Genomic DNA, 19,806 nt, shown 5'->3' with positions numbered 1-19,806 from the left:
CGTGACGGGAACACAACCCCAACCCACCGCCCTGACGCATTGCCCCGCCTTGAGAAGCATGCAGCGGCGTTAATCGCCCTCGAATTGCATGAGCGCATTGACCACAATCCCTGCATCGCGCAACCGCGCTGCCCCGCCAAGATCGGGCAGATCGATGACAAACAGCGCCTGCGTCACCACTGCCCCGGCCATTCGCAACAGTTCGGCCGAGGCCAGTGCAGTTCCACCGGTGGCGATCAGATCGTCAACCATCACGACATTTTGTCCCGGTTCAATCGCGCAAGGGTCCATTTCAAGCCGGTCGGTCCCGTATTCGAGCGCATAGTCAATGCCGATGGTGTCGATGGGGAGCTTGCCGGGCTTGCGCACCGGCACAAAGCCAATGCCGAGTTGCACCGCAACGGCCGCGCCGAAAATAAACCCGCGGGCCTCCATGCCCGCAATTTTGTGCGCAGTCGCCGCCTTGGCCAGAATGGCGAGATGATGCACGCTTGCCGCCATTCCCTGATGATGGCCGATCAGCGTGGTGATATCCCGAAACTGGATACCGGGCTGTGGAAAGTCCGGCACCGTCCGTACCAAGGCCTTGAGCTGGTCGGGAGAGAGATGCTGCGTGGTCATAAGAGCCCCTTCGGGCCCCTCAAAGCAGAGCGCCCCGCCATCCGCAAGGGATGACGGGGCGCCAAAGCGTACTCAAAACAACAAGACCTAGCTCTTCTTCGGCTTCAAACCTGCCCAAATCTGTTTGTAGGACAGGAAGGCCAGCACGGTTGCAAACAGCAGAAAGCCTATGACGAACCAACCCGTCTGCTTGCGCTGGACCAATGAAGGTTCTGCAGTCCATGTCAGGAAAGCGGCAACGTCAGCGGACATCTGCGAAATCGTCGCATTCGTACCGTCGGCGTAGGTCACCTGATCATCCACTACGATCGGGGGAGCCATGGCGATGTTCACATTTGAAAAGTGCTTGTTGAAATACAAGCCTTCGGGCGTTTCAAATCCAGTCTTCGCCGCCAATTCCGGATCGGCCTCGCCATAGCCAGTCAGCAACGAATAGACATAATTCGACCCATCATGGCGTGCCTTGGTCATCAACGACAGGTCTGGTGGAATTGCATTGTTGTTGGCCGCCGCCGCTGCAATCGCGTTGGGGAACGGCATCGGGAAGTAGTCGGTCGGGCTACCGGGCCGGGTTGTCGTCTCACCGGTGCCCGGATCGATGCCCGGCACGGTCCAGCTTGCCGCTTCGGCATCAACTTCGGCCTCGGAATAGCCAAGCTGCTGCAAATTGCGAAACGCCACAAACTTCAGGCTGTGGCAACCCGAGCAGACTTCCTTGTAGACCTGATATCCGCGTTGCAGCTGGGCATAGTCCCACTTGCCAAAGGCACCATCGAACGAAAAACCGTTCGCAGGGCCTTCGCCATGCTCGTAAAAGGCATAGGACGGCTGCTTTTCTGGCGCCGGACCGAAAGCGTAATTGTAAGCACCGGGCGCAAGCGACCAGAATACCAGCACCATGGTGATGGCAAGGCCTGCAATGATGCCGCCAAGACGAATAGACATAACCGAACTCTTTCTCGTTATCGGTTCAAAGTGCTTTGGGACTGCCCCGGCCGATTACTCGGCAGGTTGCAGCGATCCATCGGTGGCATTGCCCGGGAGATCATTAATGACCGCCTTCGGCTTCACTTTACCACCACCAGACGTTCCGCCTGGCTTGTCCCCACCGACCACCGCTTCGGTGATCGAGAAAGGAAGCGGCTTGGGCACTTCAATCTGGCTGATGATCGGCAGGATCACCAGGAAGTGCATGAAGTAGTACGCAGTCGCAAGCTGGCTCAGCACCACATAGGGTTCTTCTGCCGGCGCACCGCCGCAGATCGTCAGAACGATCATTGTCGGGATCAGCCCAAACCAGAAGAACTTCCGGAACATCGGACGATAGTGGCCCGAACGCACCGGGCTCTTATCCAGCCAGGGAAGGAAGAACCACACGAGGATCGAAGCAAACATCGCGATCACGCCGAGCAGCTTTGCCGGAACAAGCGTGAACCCGAAGACGGCAAGATCACCCGTAAATGCGCGCAGAATGGCGTAGAACGGGAGGAAGTACCATTCCGGAACGATGTGCGCCGGGGTCGAGAGCGGGTTGGCTTCGATGTAATTGTCCGGGTGACCAAGAGCGTTCGGAAGGAAGAACACCATAGTGGTGAACGCGATCAGGAACACGCCAAGCCCAAACCCGTCCTTCGACGTGTAATAGGGGTGGAACGGAACGGTGTCCGATTCCTGCTTCACTTCGACGCCGGTCGGGTTCGACGAGCCCGGTATGTGCAGCGCCCAGATGTGCAGGATCACAACACCGGCAATCACGAACGGCATCAGGAAGTGCAGCGAGAAGAAACGGTTCAGCGCGGCGTTGTCCGGCGCAAATCCGCCCAGCAACCAGACCTGAAGCGGCTCACCCACAAGCGGAATGGCGCTGAACAGGCCGGTAATCACCTGCGCGCCCCAGAAGCTCATCTGGCCCCACGGAAGCACGTAGCCCATGAAGGCGGTCGCCATCATAAGCAGGAAGATCACCACGCCCAGCAACCAGATCATCTCGCGCGGCGCCTTGTACGACGAATAGAACAAGCCGCGGAAAATGTGCAGATAGATGACGATAAAGAAGAAGCTCGCCCCGTTGGCATGGGCGTAACGCATCATCCAACCGTAATTGACGTTGCGCATGATGTGCTCAACCGTCCCGAACGCAACTTGCGCGTTGGCGGCGTAGTGCATTGCTAACACGACACCGGTGACGATCTGCAACATCAAGCAGAAACCGGCCAGAACGCCGAAATTCCACATATAGTTGAGATTGCGCGGCACCGGATAACCGGCCCCGATCGCGTTGTAGACAAGCCGCGGAAACGGCAATTTTTCATCAAGCCACTGTGTGAAAGCGGACTTTGGTTCATACTGCTTGGCCCAGGCGAAACTCATAGCGTTCTCTCGGCTTTTTCGAAGTTAAAGGACAGGACGGTTATCATTATCATACAGCTACGAAAGATTATCCGACCCGGACGACCGTGTCAGACGTAAAAGCATATTCCGGCACCATCAGGTTGAGCGGCGCAGGACCTTTGCGGATGCGTCCGGCCACATCATAGTGCGAACCGTGACAGGGGCAGAAATACCCGCCAAACTCACCCTTGTTCTCACCTTCGGCCGCACCCAGCGGCACGCAGCCGAGGTGGGTGCACACGCCCATGGTGATCAGAATATCCTCGTGACCTTCCTTGGTGCGCGATGCCAGCGTGGCGGGATCGCGCATGTCCACTGCGTCATCGGCCTTGGCAGCCGCAATTTCCTGCGGTGTCAGGCGCTTCACAAACAGCGGCTGCTTGCGGAATGTCGTCTTGATGCTCTGACCCGGCGCAATCGCACTCACATCGACATCAGTGCTGCTTGCAGCGAGCACGTCTGCAGAAGGAGCCATCTGGCTCACCAGCGGAAACAGCAGCGTTGCGCCGCCGACGCCCGCTGTGCTGAGTGCGGCAATATGGATCCAGTCACGGCGGCGTACGCCATCGTCCGTGCTCAGTGCGCTGGTATCGGCTGTGTTGATAGCCATTTCGTCTTACCCTGCTCGTTCGGCCGCAGCGGGATCAAACCCGCGCAGCGTGGTGTTCCAACGACGGGGTCTGTGCCCCGTCTTCCTTCCGTCGATTGATCCCCGTTTCGGGCTCGATCGCGCCCACAGACGCGCCTCACCTAAAACTTACGCAGGGCCATTAACGGCAATCGTCAGTAAATCCAATAGCGTTTTCAACAAGCCGCATTCGCCTGCATGCAAGCCCTTGTCATGGCAAGGCGATCATACTGATCTGTCTGCCATAATTGGCCTCACCCGCCTGGCTGGCGCGTCGATAGGAGTGATAACGCGCGACATCGGAAAATGTATCCCGGCCGATATCCGCAATTTTGCTGAGCCCGGCCATTGACAGCCTGTAGGCGATAAAACCCGGAAGATCGAAATGCCAGCGCGCCGTGCCATTGCGTGCCGAAGCGGGCGCAAAGAACGACGCGGCCTCAGCAGGGAACTGCGCGCAAAAAGGCGCATCCACTTCATAGCTGGCCTGCGCAATCGTCGGACCGATCACGGCGGCAATATCGGCCCGGCACGCGCCGAGGGTCTTCATGGCGGCGATGGTATTTTCCAGCACGCCGCCCACCGCGCCGCGCCAGCCGGCATGCGCGGCGCCGATCACGCCCGCCCTGGAATCAGCGAGCAGAATCGGTCCGCAATCAGCTGTCACGATGCCCAGCACGGTGCCAGGTATCGCCGTCACCACGGCGTCCGCCACCGGGCGTCCTTTGGCAACATCGTCCCACACATCGCTCACCACGACCACATCGGGCGAATGAACCTGATGCGGCGCAGCCAGCCGCCCACCGCTACGAATCGCATCAGCCGCTGCTGCGCGCACAGCCTGCACGTCAGCGGTGTCCCCCGGACCACCAAAGCCGAATTGATATTGCCCCCCTGCGCTGCCAAAAAAGCCATGCGCGAAACCTGCAAGCAACGCCGACCGCTCGACCTGAAAGTCCACGCCGTCAGCCTTCCAGACTGCGGCTGACCTGTTCATAGGTGTCGCGTGACAAGTTGCCCGCCGCCATGATCCGTTCCAATTCGGCCTTCATCAGCGCCGCCCGGCCCGGTTCGATCCGCCGCCAGCGGCCAAGCGCAGGCACAAACCGCGCGGCGGTCTGGGGGTTGATCGGATCAAGCGCGAGAATCACGTCGGCAACCATCCGATAGCCTTCACCCGTCGCGGCATGAAAGCCCTTGGGATTGCCCGAAAACGCCATGTGGAGCGCACGCACACGGTTGGGGTTCTTGAGCGTGAAGTCGGGATGCTCTGCCAGCTTGCGCACATGCTGGATCACATCCGGGTGAAGCGACAGCGCCTGCAACGTGAACCACTTGTCCACCACCAGAGCATTGTCACGGTAGCGCGTGTAGAAATCGGCAATCCGGTCCTCTCGCGCCTGCCCGTCGAGACCGCACAGCACCATCAGCGCGCCCTGCCGATCGGTCATATTGTCCGCCGCGTCATACTGCGCTGCGGCGAGCGTGCCTGCGCGAACCGGATCAGCGGCGGCGATGAGGCCCAGCGCGATCGTCTTGACCTTGCGCGCCCCGCGTCCGGCCGGATCACCCAGCGCAAGCGCCGATGTGCGCGCATGAAGCGCCGCCAGTTCTGTGGCCAGCGCGGTGCCGATGGCCGCCTTCAGCTTCTCGCGCGCAGCATGAATTGCGCCTGGATCGGCCTTGCGATCCCCTGTCGCCATGACCTCGAACAGATAGGTTTCCGATGGCAGCACCATCAACTCGCCGCGCATCGCGTCATTGAGGGCATCATCCGCAAGGCTTGAGCGGAAGGCGCCGATGATCGCCGCCTCGCCTGCGGCCATTTCGTCATCCGACACCGATCCGCTGGCCACGCCAACGAGATGCCCGACCGCAAGCTCCTGCAAGGCTTCGGAACGCGCGAAGGGATCATCATCATGCGCAGCAAGAAACACCAGATCCTCGCGCGCCAATTGCCGATCAATCACCACCGGAGCGGTGAAGCCACGGTTGATGGAAATCACCGGATCAGGGCCAGTCAGTGGCAGAGTGAAGCTCTGCTCGGCCTCGCTCAGCACGATCAGCTGCTCTGTCCCCAGTGCACCGTTCTGGCGCGCGTGCACCGCCACGCGTAGCGGGATCGGCATGGGGTGCTTGTCCAGCTGGCCGGGTGTTGCAGGCACTGTCTGCCTGAGCGTCAGTGTCAGCGTATCACCGTCGACCGCTTGCGAAACAGCCACGCGCGGCGTTCCGGCCTGCGAATACCAGCGACGGAACTGCGTGAGATCGGTGTTCGCCCCGTCCTCGATCGCGCGCACGAAATCCTCGCAGGTCGCCGCTTCGCCATCGTGACGATCAAAATAGAGGTCGGTGCCCGCACGGAAGCGTTCGGCGCCCACCATGGAGCGCATCATGCGGATCACCTCGGCGCCCTTGTTATAGACCGTGGCGGTGTAGAAATTGCTGATTTCACGATAGGAATCCGGCCGGATCGGGTGCGCGAGCGGCCCGGCATCTTCGGGGAACTGGGCCGCACGCAGGATGCGCACATCCTCGATCCGCTTGACCGCCTCACCCCGCATATCCTGGCTGAACAACTGGTCGCGCAGCACCGTGAAGCCTTCCTTCAACGACAGCTGGAACCAGTCGCGGCAGGTGATGCGGTTGCCTGACCAGTTGTGGAAATATTCGTGCGCGATCACGCCTTCGACCGCGTCAAAATCGCCATCGGTGGCGGTGTCGGGGTCGGCCAGCACGTATTTGGTGTTGAAGACGTTGAGACCCTTGTTCTCCATCGCCCCCATGTTGAAATCGCTGACCGCGACGATGTTGAAAAGATCGAGATCATATTCGCGGCCGAACACCTGTTCGTCCCACGTCATCGAGCGATGGAGCGATTCGAGCGCGTGGTCGGTGCGGCCAAGATCTTCCGCGCGCACCCAGACATTGCATTCAACCTTGCGGCCCGAGCGGGTGGTGAAGGGCTTGGAATTTGCCACCAGATCGCCCGCGACCAGCGCGAACAGATAAGACGGTTTGGGCCAGGGATCGTGCCATTCGGCCCAATGGGTGCCGTTTTCACGCGTGCCTTCTGCCACCTTGTTGCCATTGCACAGCAGGATCGGGAAGGCAGCCGGATCGCCCTCCATCTGCACCTGATACACCGACAGCACATCGGGCCGGTCGGGGAAGAAGGTTATGCGCCGGAAGCCTTCCGATTCGCATTGGGTGCACAGCATCCCGTTCGAGGCATACAGGCCCATCAACTGCGTATTGGCGCTCGGCAGAACCGCGTTGAGGATGCTTACTTCATGCGGCGCGTTGCTGAGGGGGATGACGAGATCGGGGCCATCCATCTCCCACGCGTCGCAGTCCGCCCCGTCAACCGCCACGGCCAACGGCACGATCCCGTCGCCGTTCAGCCGCAGCGTGCCCACAGGCTCGCTCGCGGGGTTGGGTTCGACGGTCAGCGTTGCGGACACGCGGGTTTCCTCAAGGCCAAGGTTGAAGGCCAGTTTGGTTGTCGGAACAAGCCACGGGTAGGGCCGGTAATCGGCGCGCTGGATCACCGGCGGCGCGTGCGGCGTGGGGGCGGCGTCGGCAAGTTCGGGGTTGCCGCCGGGCGTGGTGGGGTTGGTTGCAATATCCATACACGCCGATTTAGGTTGCTTTGGGCGAAGGTCCAATGGTTAGGTTTACGTCATGGCGCATTTGCTGATCTTTGGACTGGGTTACACGGCAGGGCGGATCGCCGATGCGATGCGCGCTAATGGCTGGCAGGTGAATGCCACGGGAAGCGCGGGCGACATCGCCTTTGCCGATCGGGACGCCGTGCTGGCCGCGCTAAGCGGGGCGACGCATATTCTCTCGTCTGTCCCGCCGGACCGTTCCACCGGCGGTGACCCGGTGCTCGATCATTATGGCGATGCCTTGCAGGATAAGTCGCTGTTCTACCTGTCCTCGACCGGCGTCTATGGCGACCAGGCCGGCGCATGGGTGGACGAAGCCACGCCAACCATCGCGCAGTCAGGAGAAGGCCGCCGCAATGCGCGGGCAGACGCGGATTTCGCCTGGCTGGACAGGGGCGCAAGAGTGTTCCGCCTGCCCGGAATCTACGGACCGGGTCGCAGCGCGCTTGACCGTGTCAAGGAAGGTAAGGCGCGGCGGATTGACCTGCCGGATCAGGTGTTCAGCCGCGTTCATGTCGACGATATTGTCAGCGGTGTGGTCGCCGCGTTGGAGCGCAACGCGGCGCCAGGAGCCTATAATCTGGGCGATGATTGGCCGTGCAGCGGCAATGACGTTACTGAACACGCCAGCCGCCTGCTGGGCTTGGCGCTGCCGCCGCTGGAAAGCCTCGAAGAGGCCAACCTTTCCGATATGGCGCGTGGTTTCTATGCCGAGAACCGCCGGGTCGCGAACGGCAAGGCCAAGCGGGTACTGGGCTGGCACCTGCGCTATCCGACCTATGTTGAAGGCCTTGCCGCGCTGCTGTGATCAGCGCCGCAGCGCGCCCGACTGTTGCACCTGCACGGCCTTCACGCGCCGCGCCCGCAGCGCCAGCCCCATGCCCAGCAGCGCCAGTGCCATGCCGCCCATCGACAGCGCATCCCATTTGAAATCTTCAAACAGGGTCGACAGCAGCATCGCCACACACACTGTCACGATCCCGTTATAGGCCGTCTTGCCTGCGCCGATCTCGCGCACCAGATTGTAATGCAACGGGAATGTCACCACCGAGCCGATCAGCGCGAGGTAAGCCGTCCCCGCCCAGAACTGCCACGCCGTTGGCAGCGACGGCGGACCTGCGGTGGCAAGGGCATAACAGAAGTCGAAGATCGTCCCGTACAGCATGGCCCACGCCAGCAGGCTCACCATCTGGACCCCGCGCCCCGTGGGATTGGCCTGCACCACGTTGGCAATCGAAGCCGCCAGCATCCCGCCAATCGCCAGCACGATCCCGAGGCCGACATTCCCGCCCAGCGGCGCGGCATTCCATTCGTGCACCAGCAGCATGGCCACGCCCGCAATCGCGACAAGGCTGCCTCCGATGAAGCCGCCCTGCACCTTTTCGCCGATGAAGATTTTCGCAAAGATCGCGTTGGGCACCATCAGCAGCGCGAACATCACCGCGACAATGCCGGATGTGATGTGCCCTTCGGCGTGGTAGACGAACAGGAAATTGCCGCTGAACTGCGCGATGCCGACGCCGATGGCCAACAGGTGCTCGGGCCGGGTGAGGCGCAGCCGATTGCCCATCACCAGCGCCAGCGCGAATAGCGCGGGCGTCGCCAGCATGAAACGGAAGAATACACTCCAGGCCGCTGGCACGCCGTCGATCTGGCCGGTGATGACGAACCAGGTCGACCCCCAGATCGTGCCGGTCAGCATGAAGGGGATCAGCACGCGGGGGCTGAGCATGGACGGAGCGGCGGGCGTGGTCACAACGCGACGATCGCCTTGCCCAGCGCGGCTGCGTCTTCGGCGCGGGTGTTCCAGGCGGTCACGAAGCGGGCCGAATCGCTGCCCCAATCGTAAAAGGCGAAATCTTGGGCGCGCAGCGCTGCGCGCTCCGCCTCGGTCAGGCGGACAAACAGCTCGTTGGCCTCGACCGGGTGCATCAGCCGATCCCCGCAGCCCGCCGCCACTTCGCGTGCCGCCGCATTGGCGTGCTCAGCATTGGCGAGCCACAGCCCGTCATCCAGCATCGCGAGGATCTGCGCCGCCAGATAGCGGCCCTTGCATTGCAGATGGCCTGCCCGCTTGCGGCGATAGCGCACCTGCATCGCCGATTCGGGATCGAACAGCACCACGGCTTCGGCCCCCATCCCGCCGTTCTTGATGAAACCAAAGGCGAGGCTGTCCACCGGGCCACTGGCGGCGCGGGCGGCATCTTCAGGCGTGCCGCCAAGGAAGGCGGCGGCATTGGCGAACCGCGCCCCGTCCATGTGCAGGCCGAGGCGGCGTTGCTTGGCAAAAGCAGCCAGCGCGGCAAGTTCATCGGGCGCATAGGAACGGCCATATTCGGACGCCTGCGTGATCGCGATTGCGTGCGGCTGCACCTGATGCACATCGTTGCGCACCGGGTCGATCAGCGCCGCGATGCCCTGCGGTGTCAGCTTTGCGCCCTCACCCTGGGCGTGCATCAGCTTGGCACCGTGCAGAAAAAAGCCCGGCGCGCCGCCTTCATCCACCTCGATATGGGCTTCGGTGTGGCACACGACCCCGCCATGCGGCGCACACATCGTGGCCAGCGCGAGGCAATTTGCCGCGGTCCCCGTTGCCACCCACAAGGCGGCACATTCGCGCCCGAACAAGGCGGTAAAGCGCGCATCGAGTTCCTGCGACAGCGCATCTCCGTCGTAAGGATTGTCCGGTTCGTCGGCCTTGCGCATCGCCTCCCACAGGCGGGGGTGGACGGCTGCGGCGTTGTCGGACAGAAAAGGCTTGAACATCGTCATCAACCATCGCCTCTAGCCGCACATTCCGGCGTGACAAGCGGGAGCAGACAAACGTGAGCGAACAAACCCCGAAGCTGACCATCACCCACCACGTCGCCGGCCAGGGCGGACGCTATGTCGCGGCGCTCGAAGATGCAGCCGAAGAAGGCTATCTTGAATGGGAGCCAGCCCCTGCGCAAGACGACAAGGAGGTTCGCATCGCCGCCCACACAATCGTGCCGCGCGCAATCAGCGGACGCGGCGTGGCAGCGGCGCTGGTGGACCGGCTGGTCGAAGACGCGCAGCGGCAGGGCTTCCTGATCCGCCCCGATTGCTCCTACGTGGCCAAGAGGTTTGCGGAAAATCCGGATTGGGCGCCGCTCAAAGCCTGATCGCCGGGTGCATCTTGGCTGCGCGCCTGATCCAGCCGCGAATAGTCTGTCCCGGCGATCGTCTCGACCACTGCGGCGCGTAAGGCACGGGCTTCGCCCAGCGAGACGCCGTGCATGGCAAACTGCCCGCCGGCTAGCCCCAGATGAACTGTCGCGTAGCCCCTGAGCCGTGCCAGCGGGTTCTGCGCGATTTCAACCGAGTGCAGCTTCATCCGCGTCGCGATCATCTGCGTCGGCGAAAGAAAGCCGTGGCTGGCATAGACCTGCGCTGCATCAATCGCGTGACGCCGGAATTCCCACGCATACAGATTTGCGCCGACCGAAAGCACCGCTGCGCCGAGCGGGATCAGGAACAGACCGGTGGGAGCGACGGCTGCAGCGACAATCGCCAGGACAAGAAAGATCGCGGCATCACGAATCGTCTGGTCATTGCGGTGACGCTTGCTCGCACGATGCCAGGCTGTGCGGTCGTCCGGCAGCCGGAAGCCCCCCGCCGCGACGATCGGCGCGATTTCCGCCATCTTGGCAAAGGGTGCGACCTCATGGCTTGCGCTCTCGGAATCCTGCGCGAGGCTGACAAAGCTGAGCCCGTGCCAGCCGAAGCGGTAGCGCACGAGGCCAGTGCCGATCACAAGCCCCTGCACCCGGTGGACCGGCATGACGACATCGGTGCGGGTCAGCAACCCGCGCTGGCGCCGGAAGCCGCGCGACGAGCGAGTCAGTGTGAACCCCCAGTCACGCAAGACCGTGCGCACCACGCCCGTCACCATGCCGACCAGGATCAGCCCGAACAGCCCGGCAACAGCAGCAGCGGCCTGCACATAGGGACCAAGCCGTGCGACTGTGCTGCCCTGCTCGTCCAGCCAATCGCGCCACAGATCGAAGTTCCAGATATCCAGATTGGTCACATTGTCGGCATATTGCAGCAGGCCGCCCAAGACCGCGAAGACCGCCAGCGAAAACTCGAACAGACCGTAAGTCAGCAGACGAGGCGCGGTCAGCGAAAAAAGCACCTCATCGGGATCGTCGGCCAGGCCTGTGTCCGATGCTTGCGAATCGGCCGTGCTGGCCGCCGCTTCGTCATCGCGGCGCTGGCGCACCAGTTGGCGCAGGCGCTCCCCCTCGGCCGCCGAGAGGTATTGCAGCGCCAGGTCTTCCCCTCCCCCGGCTCCGGTCTCGAACTTCACCGCCACCAGCCCGAACAGGCGCGGCAAGGGCTTGGCTTCGATGCTGACATCCTGAATGCGCTCAAACGGCACGGACCGCGCCGTGCGGCTCATCACGCCGCTTTCGACCCGGATATCCGTTTCGCCAATCGTGTAGGTCAGACGGCGCCAGCCGAGGTAGGTGATGACCGTGCCGATCACTGCAGCCGCCAAGCCGACGCCCAGTGCGACCCAGATCCGGCCACCCCCGCCAACGCCGGAAAAGGCGATGGCAATGGCAGGCACAATGGCGCTGCGAAGCGCGCCAAGTGCGCCCAGCACGACGCTGATCGGGGCCGTGCGTTGGGGATCGTTCACGCTGGGATGCTCACACAGTTTCGCGGCGAATGTGCGCACGGATGCTTTCGCGCATTTCGCGCGCCAGCGGCTCTCCCAGGCCCGGCAGAGTGACGCTGGCATTGTGATTGCCGGCCGTGTGCACCGTCAGCGTGGCGATTCCGAAGAACCGTTCAAGCGGCCCTTGTTCGACATCAATGTGCTGCACCCGGCCAAACGGCACCACCGTATCCGACCGGAAGAGCAATCCACGTACCACCCGCAGCCGGTCGGCACTGATCTGATAACCACGCGCATTGTACCGGCGCGCGGGCACCCGGATGATCAACGCCAGCGCAATCACCAGCACCGTGCCCGCGATGATGCCGGTCGGCAGCCCGAAGGACGCCGGCGCCTTGTCGCGCAGAATCAGTTCCAGAACCAAGGCGCCAAACAGCACCGGGATCGCCATCAGCGTCGTCTGCACCCGCAAGGCGTGGGCGTAATTGGGGTGAAGCTTGGTCAGCGCCTCGGCATCAGACACAGCGGCACCGCCTATCGGGTCGTTAGCCAACGAAGTGGCGGGTGCAAAAGCAGGGGGCTGATCCATAGGGTATCACTGGCGCAATGCAGGCTTTTCGCGCAAGCGATTTTCCTGCGCAGGTTGATGCATGTAAACGGGCACGACCCTTTGCCTGATAAGCAAGCGCCGCGCCGAGGAACGGTCGTCGTCCGCGCAGGTTGAGGTGCCATGATCCTGTCGAATACCGCAGCGCTGGCTGTTCTGGTTCCGTCCGCGGTATGGGCGCGCATCCGCGTGACGCTGACTTACCTCTGGCGGCACCGCCGCTTGCCCCGGATCGACAGGCCCGTGCAGTTTACGGAATGGGTGCAGTGGCGCAAGCTGCATGACCGCGATCGCGGCCTTGCGATGTTGACCGACAAGATCTTTGCCAAAGCGCTCGCCACGGACACAATCGGCCAGCAGCATGTCATCCCGATCCTTTGGCAAGGCGATGTCCTGCCGCGCCAGGCGCCGTGGCCACGGCCGTTCATCGTCAAAGCCAATCACGGCTGCAACCAATTCATCGTAGTTCGCACCGATGCCGATTGGCAGACCGCACTGCGGCAAGCCCCGCGTTGGTTGCGCAAGCCTTATGGGGGCTGGCTCGATGAATGGCACTACACGCAGGCGCGCAGGATGCTGCTGGTGGAGCCGTTCATCGGAACCGCCGATAGACTGCCCGTGGATTACAAGGTCTACGTTTTTGGCGGCGTTGCCCGATGTGTTCAGGTGCATGTCGACCGGGGGGCTAATCACCGCTGGGTGCAGTTTGATCGACAATGGCAGCGGCTTTCGGACCCTGCCGTGACAGGCTGCCTTGACCGACCTCAAACCCTGACGCAAATGCTCGCGGCGGCCGAGGCCATTGCAGGCCCAAGAGATTTCCTGCGCGTGGACTTCTACGAGGTGGACGGCGCCTTGTTGTTTGGGGAAACCTGTCTGTTTCCAGGGTCCGGCCTCGATCCCTTCAGCCCCGCTTCGCTCGATAGCGAACTGGGCCAGCACTGGCACAACGCGAGACAGCGGGACGAAGGACCGGCGCTGTATGGACTGGGGCTAGGCACTCCCAGACCCCTGCTAGACCCCCGCTAGCTGCCTTTTGCACCTGTGCGCGTTGGCGCTGCCACAATGTTTCACGTGGAACATTGGGTAAATTGCAGCCAGCGGGGCGGCTCTTGCGGCGGCGCGGCGGGTGACGCTTCCCGCACCGCTCATGAACATCAATCGGCGGGAGGATTTGCCAAGCGCGGGACCTCGTTTTTCCGCGAGTTTGGCGAATGGCTTGATAATTTTGCAGTCGCGTATGAAGATGCGACCGGCGCTTTGCCTCGTCGTTTGCGCGGCGTGATCCAGCCGCCGAACACCATTTCGTGGAAAGCCCGAGCCGCCATGAACTTCGACCTTTCCGACGAACAACAGATGTTCGTGACTGCGATTGAACGCTTTGCTACGCCGATCGATGTGGCGGCTCGGCGACGGTTGCGGCTTTCGCCCGCAGGCTATGACCGGGCGCGCTGGACGCAATTGGCCGACATGGGTCTGATCGCGCTCGCAGCCGGCACGGATACAGGTGGCCTTGGCGGCTCGGCGGTGGATCTGGCGCTGGTCGCCCAAGCCGTCGGCGCGGCCAATGCGCCCGACCCGCTGCTCGAACACGGCATCTTGCCCGCGCTGCTTCTGGAACGCGGGCAAGCGGGCGAGGCATTGGCCGGCGTGCTGGCTGGCAAAACCATCGCCACCTTGGCATGGACCGAGCGCGATCAGCGCTACAGCCTGAAAGCCAGGGGCATGAAGGCCGCGCAGGACGCGGACGGCTTCGTCCTTACCGGCGAAAAGACGATGGTGATGGGCGCGCTGCTGGCGGACCTGTTCATCGTCACCGCCGACGTCGGCGGCGAAACTGCCTGCTTCCTCGTTCCCAAGGGTGCCCCCGGTCTGGCGGTGCGGGCCTACCGTCTCGCCGATGGCAGCATCGCGGGCGAAATCACGCTGGCCCGCACACCTGCTGCAGCCAGACTGGCTGTCGATGAAGCCGGATTGACGGCGATTTCCGCGGAAATGCGCCTTTATGCCGCCGCGGAGATGCTGGGCCTCGGCCAATGCTTGCTTGATGACACGCTGGCTTACGTGAAGCAGCGCGAGCAGTTCGGCGTTGCCATTGGCAGTTTTCAGGCGCTCCAGCATCGTCTCGTCGATTGCTATGCGCGTCAGGAACAGTCCCGATCGATGCTATACCGCGCCATACTGACCGACCGCGCAGGCGCTGCGACATGGCAGCGTGCAGCGGCGGGGGCGAAGGCTTTTATCGGCGAAAACAGCCACGCCATCGCGCGCGAAGCGGTGCAGATGCACGGCGGCATGGGGATCACCGATGAGCTTGCCATCGGGCACGCACTGAAGCGCGTGCTGGTGCTGGATCGCCTGTTTGGCGATGTTGATACGGCGCTGGCCGACTATGCTCTGGCCGCGTGATGGGGACCAGGACATGAGGCGCGACTGACATGGACATGGACTTCTCGCCCCAGGATGCCGCCTTTCGCGAAGAAGTGCGGGCGTTTCTGAAGGAAAACCTGACAAACCGGTTGCGCGAGGGCGCGCGCCGAACGCCCAGTGTGTTTGTCGAACCCGATATCGGGATGGAATGGCACCGCATTCTGTATCGCCAGGGCTGGGTCGCGCCGCACTGGCCGAAGGCGGATGGCGGCACGGGCTGGAGCCCGACACAAAAGTTCATCTTCGAAAGGGAATGCGCGCTGGCCGGTGCACCGGCGCTGTCGATCCTCGGCCTGCGTCTTGTCGGCCCGGTGATCTGCGCCTTCGGGACACCGGAACAAAAAGCGCGGTTTCTGCCCCGCATTCTGTCAGGTGAGGATTACTGGTGCCAAGGCTATTCCGAGCCCGGCAGCGGCTCTGATCTGGCCAGCCTCAAGACCTCGGCCCGGCGCGCCAATGGGCCTGAGCGCGACGAATACATTATCAACGGATCGAAGATCTGGACCACCCATGCGCATCACGCCGACTGGATCTTTGCGCTGGTGCGCACCGACGCCACCGTGAAAAAGCAGGCCGGGATCACCTTTTTGCTCGTGCCGATGGATCAGCCCGGCATTTCGGTCACGCCGATCCCCTCAATGTCGGGCGATCATGAGGTCAATGCGGTGTTCTTCACCGATGCGCGCACGGCAGCGGACAATCGGATTGGCGCGGAAGGGCAAGGCTGGAGCATTGCCAAGTTCCTGCTGGAAAACGAACGCGGCGGTTCGTGCTACGCCCCGCGCCTGCTCCAGAGCATCGACCATCTGGAGCGGATGGCGCAAACGCAACCCACAGGCGTCGGCGGGATGATCGGGCACGATCCGCGCTGGCGCGACCGGCTGGCCCGCGTGCGACTGGAGGCCGAAGCGCTCGAAATCACTGAACTGCGCATTCTGGCGGAACTCACCAAAGGCCGCGCGCCCGGCCCGCAGACCTCGCTGGTCAAGCTGCTGGGGTCCTATATCGGCCAGCAGATCGACACGCTCCGCCTCGAACTGCTTGGCCCCGACGCGCTGCAATTGCCCTTGGAACGCCCCCTTTACGGCAACGAAGCGCCCGAACCTGTGGGCAGCGAGGACGCGCAGATCGCGATGATCCAGTACCTTAACAATCGCGCCGCCACGATTTTCGGCGGATCGGATGAAGTGCAGAAGAACATCATCGCCAAGACCGTGCTGGGTCTTTGAAAGGATAAAGCCCATGGACGTATCGAAGCTGATGTTCCGCGAAGGCCTGATGTCAGGCGAGCGTGTTCTGGTGACCGGCGGCGGAACCGGACTGGGGCGCGAGATGGCCGAGGCCTTTCTGAAGCTGGGCGCGACGGTCTATATCTGCGGGCGACGGCAGAACAAGCTGGACGAAACGGCGACAGAATTGACCACGCGCCATGGCGGCAAGATTGTCGGCATGGCCTGCGATATTCGTGATGCCGACGCAATCCACGCGATGGTCGATAAAATCTGGGCCGATGGCGGCGCGTTGACCGGGGTGGTCAACAATGCGGCGGGCAACTTCGTCAGCCGCACTGAAGATCTTTCGATCAATGGGTTCAACGCCATTGCCGACATCGTGATGCGCGGCACGTTCTACGTCACGCTCGACATCGGAAAGCGGCTGATTGCCGAAAAGAAACGCGCCAGCTTCCTCTCGATCCTCACCACCTGGGTCTGGTCAGGCAGCGCCTTCGTGGTGCCTTCGGCCATGAGCAAGACCGCAATCAACGCCATGACGCAAAGCTTGGCGACCGAATGGGGGCGCTATGGCCTGCGGTTCAACGCGATTGCGCCCGGCCTTTTCCCGACCAAGGGGATGAGCGCACGGCTGCATCCGGACGGCGCGGGCGGCAATTCGAACAATGCAATGAATCCGATGGGCCGGGCGGGCGAAATGCACGAGCTTGCCAACCTTGCCGTGTTTCTGATGGGGCCGGGCGCGGAGTACGTGAACGGACAGACCATCGCGATCGACGGCGCAGGCTATCAGGCTACCGGCGGCACATTTTATCCAATGCTGCAGGCGCTGGGCGATGCCGAGTGGGAGCAGATGCGTGATATGATCAAGAGCACCAATGCGCAGGACAAGGCCGAACGCTCGGTCTGATTGGCAGGGCGCGCCCGCGCTTTCCTACTCGCGGGCGCAGTGCCATCGCCCCGCGCATGAACCACCGCCCTCGCTTTCAGGATCGCGCGTATGCAAAGCGGTTAGCGGCGGCGGATTTTTGGCTTCTGGACAGTGTCTCATGTGTCTCCAACAGCGCGCGGTCCGGCGAATCAGGTCACCGCTGCGCGCTGACTGAACTCGGCGCGCTGCCATTCTTCACTCACCAGCACTTCGGACAGGTGACGGGCCGCCGCAGCGATGTCGGAAAAGCTGAGATAGGCCGGCGCAAAGCCCAGCCGCAGCACATCAGGTGCGCGAAAATCACCGATCACGCCGCGCGCAATCAGCGCCTGACAGATGGCATAGGCTTCCGGGTGGCGGAACGAGAGCTGGCTGCCGCGGTCGGCACTGCGCGCTGGGCTGACCAGTTCGATTTCTACCCCATGCGCCATAAGGCATTCGAGGAAGAACTCGGACAGCGCCTGCGATTTGCCATAGAGCCGCTCGACCCCGATTTCCGCAATCAGGTCGACCCCCACCTCCAGCGCCGCCAATCCCAGCACCGCAGGCGTACCGCATTGCAGCCGGTCGATACCGGGGGCGCCATGGTAATCATCGGTAAAGGCGAAAGGCTCGGCGTGGCCGAACCAGCCGGTCAGCGGTTGTTGCAGGTCTGCATGATGCCGCTCGGCCACAAAGGCGAAGGCCGGGGCGCCCGGCCCGCCGCACAGGTATTTGTAGCCGCAGCCCACGGCGAAATCCGCGTTTACGCCGTTCAGATCGACCGGCAGTGCTCCGGTAGAATGCGACAGATCCCACAGCACCAGCGCGCCCGCTTCATGCGCTGCTTGGGTGAGCGCCGCCATATCGTGCACAGCGCCGGTCTTGTAGTGCACGTGGGTCAGCATCAGCAGCGCCACATCATCATCAAGCCCCGCCCCCATCGTGTCACGCTCCGCCAGCCGCCGCGTGGCCAGCCCTTGCGCTTCAAGCCCTGCAATCATGTAGAGATCGGTCGGGAAATTGCCCGGCTCTGACAACACCACCTTGCGGCCCGGCCTCATCGCCAATGCAGCGGCAATAAGCTTGAACAGGTTCACACTGGTCGAATCACAGGCGATCACTTCATGCGGCGCAGCACCGATCAGCGGCGCAATCTTGCCTCCGATCCGGCCAGCCATTTCAAACCAGCCCGGCCCAAAGGCAGAGGCGTTCCAGGACCGGATCAGACCCTCCCCCCACGCCTGCTCGACCACCTCTTGCACCCGGCCAGGGGTCGCCTTGGGGAGCGCTCCCAGCGAGTTGCCGTCAAGGTAGATCACGCCCGGCGGCAACGTGAACCGCTCGCGATAATCCGCCAAGGGATCGGCGGTGTCGAATTCGGCAGCGCGCTGTTCGGGGGTCATATCGCAGTCCTGACGCTGAGCAATTCGGGGAAGAAGGCCTGCTTCAACACCCCTTCGAGATAGGGCACACCGGGGGTTCCTCCGGTGCCGCGCTTGAAGCCGATGATGCGCTCGACGGTCTTGAGATGGCCGAAGCGCCAGCGTTGGAAGTGGTATTCGAGATCGACCAGCTTTTCGGCCAGTTCATACAAATCCCAATGCGGTTGAGGATCACGGTAAATCGCCGCCCAGGCTGTTTCGACACTGGCATTGTGAATATAGGCGCTGGCCAGATCGCGGTCTAGCGCTGCGGCATCAATCGCAAAGCCGCGCCGTGCAAGCAGCCCAATGGCCGCATCGTAAAGGCTCGCACGGCGGCATTCAGCCTCAAGCCGACCGGCCCAGTCGGCGTTGCTCTTGTGCAGACGCACATGCTTGCCATCGCGCCCGCCGAGCATGAATTCCATCATCCGGTACTGCGCCGATTGAAACCCGCTCGACCCGCCCAGATGCGGGCGCACGGCGGAATAATCGTGCGGCGTCATGGTGCTGAGCACATCCCAGCTCTGGATCATCTGGGTTTGCGCGCGCGCCACCCGCGCCAACATCTTGAAAGCCGGGCGCAGATCGTCCGCCTCGATACATTCACGCGCGGCGGTCAGTTCATGCAGGCAGAGCTTCAGCCACAGCTCGCTTGCCTGATGGACGATGATGAACAACAGCTCGTCATGCGCCTCGGATGCAGGGTGTTGGGCAGCGAGGATCCGATCGAGATCGAGGTAGCTGGCATAGGTGACATCGGCGCTCATCATCCGATCCTAACGCACAGGCAAAATCAAGCAAACTCTCCCTAGCTCCGGCTCCTGATCTGACCTTCGATCACGCGGGCTTCAGGGTGGTGTTTGTCGATATGCTTCAGGATTATCCGGAGGTTTTTTGTATTCGACCGGAACGCGACGTCAAATGCATCGCCGACCAGAGGGATCGCGCCAATGGCGGTGTCAAACAACACGTTCGCGCCCATGCGCGCGAGCTTCCATTTCGAGAGGCCGAGGTTGCGCGCCTCCCAGATAATGTAGGCGCCCATCGCCGCTGTCACGATATCACCAACCACCGGGATAAGGCCCACCAAGGCGTCGAGCCCAATCGGCACATTGGTGCCCGGAATAACGAAACTGCGTTCCAGCAGCCTTTCCATCACAATGACCCTAGCACGCACCGACGCAGCATCAGTGCCGGTCGGGAGGGTGATGATCATCGGCTCAGGGCGGAGGGGCGCGGGCTTT

Annotated in this window: 19 protein-coding genes; 6 read left to right on the top strand and 13 right to left on the bottom strand. The window is 62.6% G+C overall.

Features of this window, described 5'->3' with window-relative positions:
• Positions 1-69: 69 nt before the first annotated feature.
• From ACRANW_RS03770 to pepN, 6 genes are all read right to left on the bottom strand, one after another.
• Positions 70-621, bottom strand: a complete 552-nt coding sequence (locus ACRANW_RS03770; RefSeq protein WP_479433214.1) for an adenine phosphoribosyltransferase — start codon at positions 619-621, stop codon at positions 70-72.
• A gap of 87 nt (positions 622-708) precedes the next feature.
• Entirely contained in the window at positions 709-1,566 is an 858-nt protein-coding gene (locus ACRANW_RS03765) for a cytochrome c1 (protein ID WP_479433213.1), read from the bottom strand.
• A gap of 54 nt (positions 1,567-1,620) precedes the next feature.
• Positions 1,621-2,991 carry a cytochrome b gene (locus ACRANW_RS03760; RefSeq protein ID WP_479433212.1) on the bottom strand — a complete coding sequence of 457 codons (1,371 nt, stop codon included), beginning with the start codon at positions 2,989-2,991 and terminating at the stop codon, positions 1,621-1,623.
• A 67-nt stretch (positions 2,992-3,058) separates the two neighbouring features.
• Positions 3,059-3,622 (bottom strand): ubiquinol-cytochrome c reductase iron-sulfur subunit, encoded by a 564-nt coding sequence (gene petA / locus ACRANW_RS03755; RefSeq protein ID WP_479433211.1) that lies wholly within the window; start codon positions 3,620-3,622, stop codon positions 3,059-3,061.
• 229 nt (positions 3,623-3,851) lie between these two features.
• Complete coding sequence (pgeF, locus tag ACRANW_RS03750; RefSeq protein WP_479433210.1) at positions 3,852-4,637, bottom strand: peptidoglycan editing factor PgeF; 786 nt, start codon at positions 4,635-4,637, stop codon at positions 3,852-3,854.
• On the bottom strand, positions 4,606-7,272 hold the full coding sequence (gene pepN, locus ACRANW_RS03745) for an aminopeptidase N (protein ID WP_479433209.1): 2,667 nt from the start codon (positions 7,270-7,272) through the stop codon (positions 4,606-4,608). The genes pgeF and pepN overlap by 32 nt, the downstream gene beginning before the upstream one ends.
• Before the next feature lie 52 nt (positions 7,273-7,324).
• On the opposite strand from pepN, the gene ACRANW_RS03740 reads away from it, so the two are divergent.
• On the top strand, positions 7,325-8,119 hold the full coding sequence (locus ACRANW_RS03740; RefSeq protein WP_479433208.1) for a Rossmann-fold NAD(P)-binding domain-containing protein: 795 nt from the start codon (positions 7,325-7,327) through the stop codon (positions 8,117-8,119).
• On the opposite strand, the gene ACRANW_RS03735 is transcribed toward ACRANW_RS03740, so the two are convergent.
• Together ACRANW_RS03735 and ACRANW_RS03730 are read right to left on the bottom strand one after the other, a co-directional pair.
• The gene (locus ACRANW_RS03735; protein ID WP_479433860.1) at positions 8,120-9,043 is read right to left on the bottom strand and encodes a DMT family transporter; all 924 of its coding nucleotides are present in this window, start codon (positions 9,041-9,043) and stop codon (positions 8,120-8,122) included. It abuts the gene before it with no gap.
• A 20-nt stretch (positions 9,044-9,063) separates the two neighbouring features.
• Entirely contained in the window at positions 9,064-10,083 is a 1,020-nt protein-coding gene (locus ACRANW_RS03730) for a threonine aldolase family protein (RefSeq protein ID WP_479433207.1), read from the bottom strand.
• A gap of 53 nt (positions 10,084-10,136) precedes the next feature.
• Between ACRANW_RS03730 and ACRANW_RS03725 the strand changes: the two genes are divergently transcribed.
• Positions 10,137-10,454, top strand: coding sequence for a GNAT family N-acetyltransferase (locus ACRANW_RS03725; RefSeq protein ID WP_479433206.1), 318 nt, complete (start codon positions 10,137-10,139; stop codon positions 10,452-10,454).
• On the opposite strand, the gene ACRANW_RS03720 is transcribed toward ACRANW_RS03725, so the two are convergent.
• Together ACRANW_RS03720 and ACRANW_RS03715 are read right to left on the bottom strand one after the other, a co-directional pair.
• Positions 10,400-11,977 carry a PH domain-containing protein gene (locus ACRANW_RS03720; protein ID WP_479433205.1) on the bottom strand — a complete coding sequence of 526 codons (1,578 nt, stop codon included), beginning with the start codon at positions 11,975-11,977 and terminating at the stop codon, positions 10,400-10,402. The two genes, ACRANW_RS03725 and ACRANW_RS03720, sit on opposite strands and share 55 nt — an antisense overlap.
• 10 nt (positions 11,978-11,987) lie before the next feature.
• Positions 11,988-12,545 carry a PH domain-containing protein gene (locus ACRANW_RS03715; protein WP_479433204.1) on the bottom strand — a complete coding sequence of 186 codons (558 nt, stop codon included), beginning with the start codon at positions 12,543-12,545 and terminating at the stop codon, positions 11,988-11,990.
• A gap of 141 nt (positions 12,546-12,686) precedes the next feature.
• Here ACRANW_RS03715 and ACRANW_RS03710 point away from each other — a divergent pair, with 141 nt between their 5' ends.
• Genes ACRANW_RS03710 through ACRANW_RS03695 form a run of 4 tightly spaced genes read left to right on the top strand, consistent with a single transcriptional unit; the run spans position 12,687 to position 17,135 of the window.
• Entirely contained in the window at positions 12,687-13,592 is a 906-nt protein-coding gene (locus ACRANW_RS03710) for an ATP-grasp fold amidoligase family protein (protein WP_479433203.1), read from the top strand.
• 45 nt (positions 13,593-13,637) lie between these two features.
• Entirely contained in the window at positions 13,638-14,972 is a 1,335-nt protein-coding gene (locus ACRANW_RS03705; RefSeq protein WP_479433202.1) for an acyl-CoA dehydrogenase family protein, read from the top strand.
• Between the two features lie 29 nt (positions 14,973-15,001).
• Positions 15,002-16,222: an acyl-CoA dehydrogenase family protein gene (locus tag ACRANW_RS03700; protein ID WP_479433201.1), complete on the top strand. Its 1,221-nt coding sequence runs from the start codon at positions 15,002-15,004 to the stop codon at positions 16,220-16,222.
• 13 nt (positions 16,223-16,235) lie between these two features.
• Complete coding sequence (locus ACRANW_RS03695; RefSeq protein WP_479433200.1) at positions 16,236-17,135, top strand: SDR family oxidoreductase; 900 nt, start codon at positions 16,236-16,238, stop codon at positions 17,133-17,135.
• A 170-nt stretch (positions 17,136-17,305) separates the two neighbouring features.
• Here the strand turns inward: ACRANW_RS03695 and kynU are convergent, their stop codons facing one another.
• From kynU to ACRANW_RS03680, 3 genes are read right to left on the bottom strand one after another with little or no spacing between them, the layout of a single operon-like run.
• The gene (kynU, locus tag ACRANW_RS03690) at positions 17,306-18,541 is read right to left on the bottom strand and encodes a kynureninase (protein WP_479433199.1); all 1,236 of its coding nucleotides are present in this window, start codon (positions 18,539-18,541) and stop codon (positions 17,306-17,308) included.
• Positions 18,538-19,329 carry a tryptophan 2,3-dioxygenase gene (locus ACRANW_RS03685; RefSeq protein WP_479433859.1) on the bottom strand — a complete coding sequence of 264 codons (792 nt, stop codon included), beginning with the start codon at positions 19,327-19,329 and terminating at the stop codon, positions 18,538-18,540. Before ACRANW_RS03685 ends, kynU begins: the two co-directional genes overlap by 4 nt.
• A gap of 41 nt (positions 19,330-19,370) precedes the next feature.
• The gene (locus ACRANW_RS03680; protein WP_479433198.1) at positions 19,371-19,778 is read right to left on the bottom strand and encodes a DUF4112 domain-containing protein; all 408 of its coding nucleotides are present in this window, start codon (positions 19,776-19,778) and stop codon (positions 19,371-19,373) included.
• Positions 19,779-19,806: the final 28 nt, after the last annotated feature.

The organism is Erythrobacter sp. 'gip.4 top 5' (genome assembly GCF_056495765.1).
Note: the sequence above shows the minus strand (reverse complement) of the source record. Positions and strands in the feature narration are given on the sequence as shown.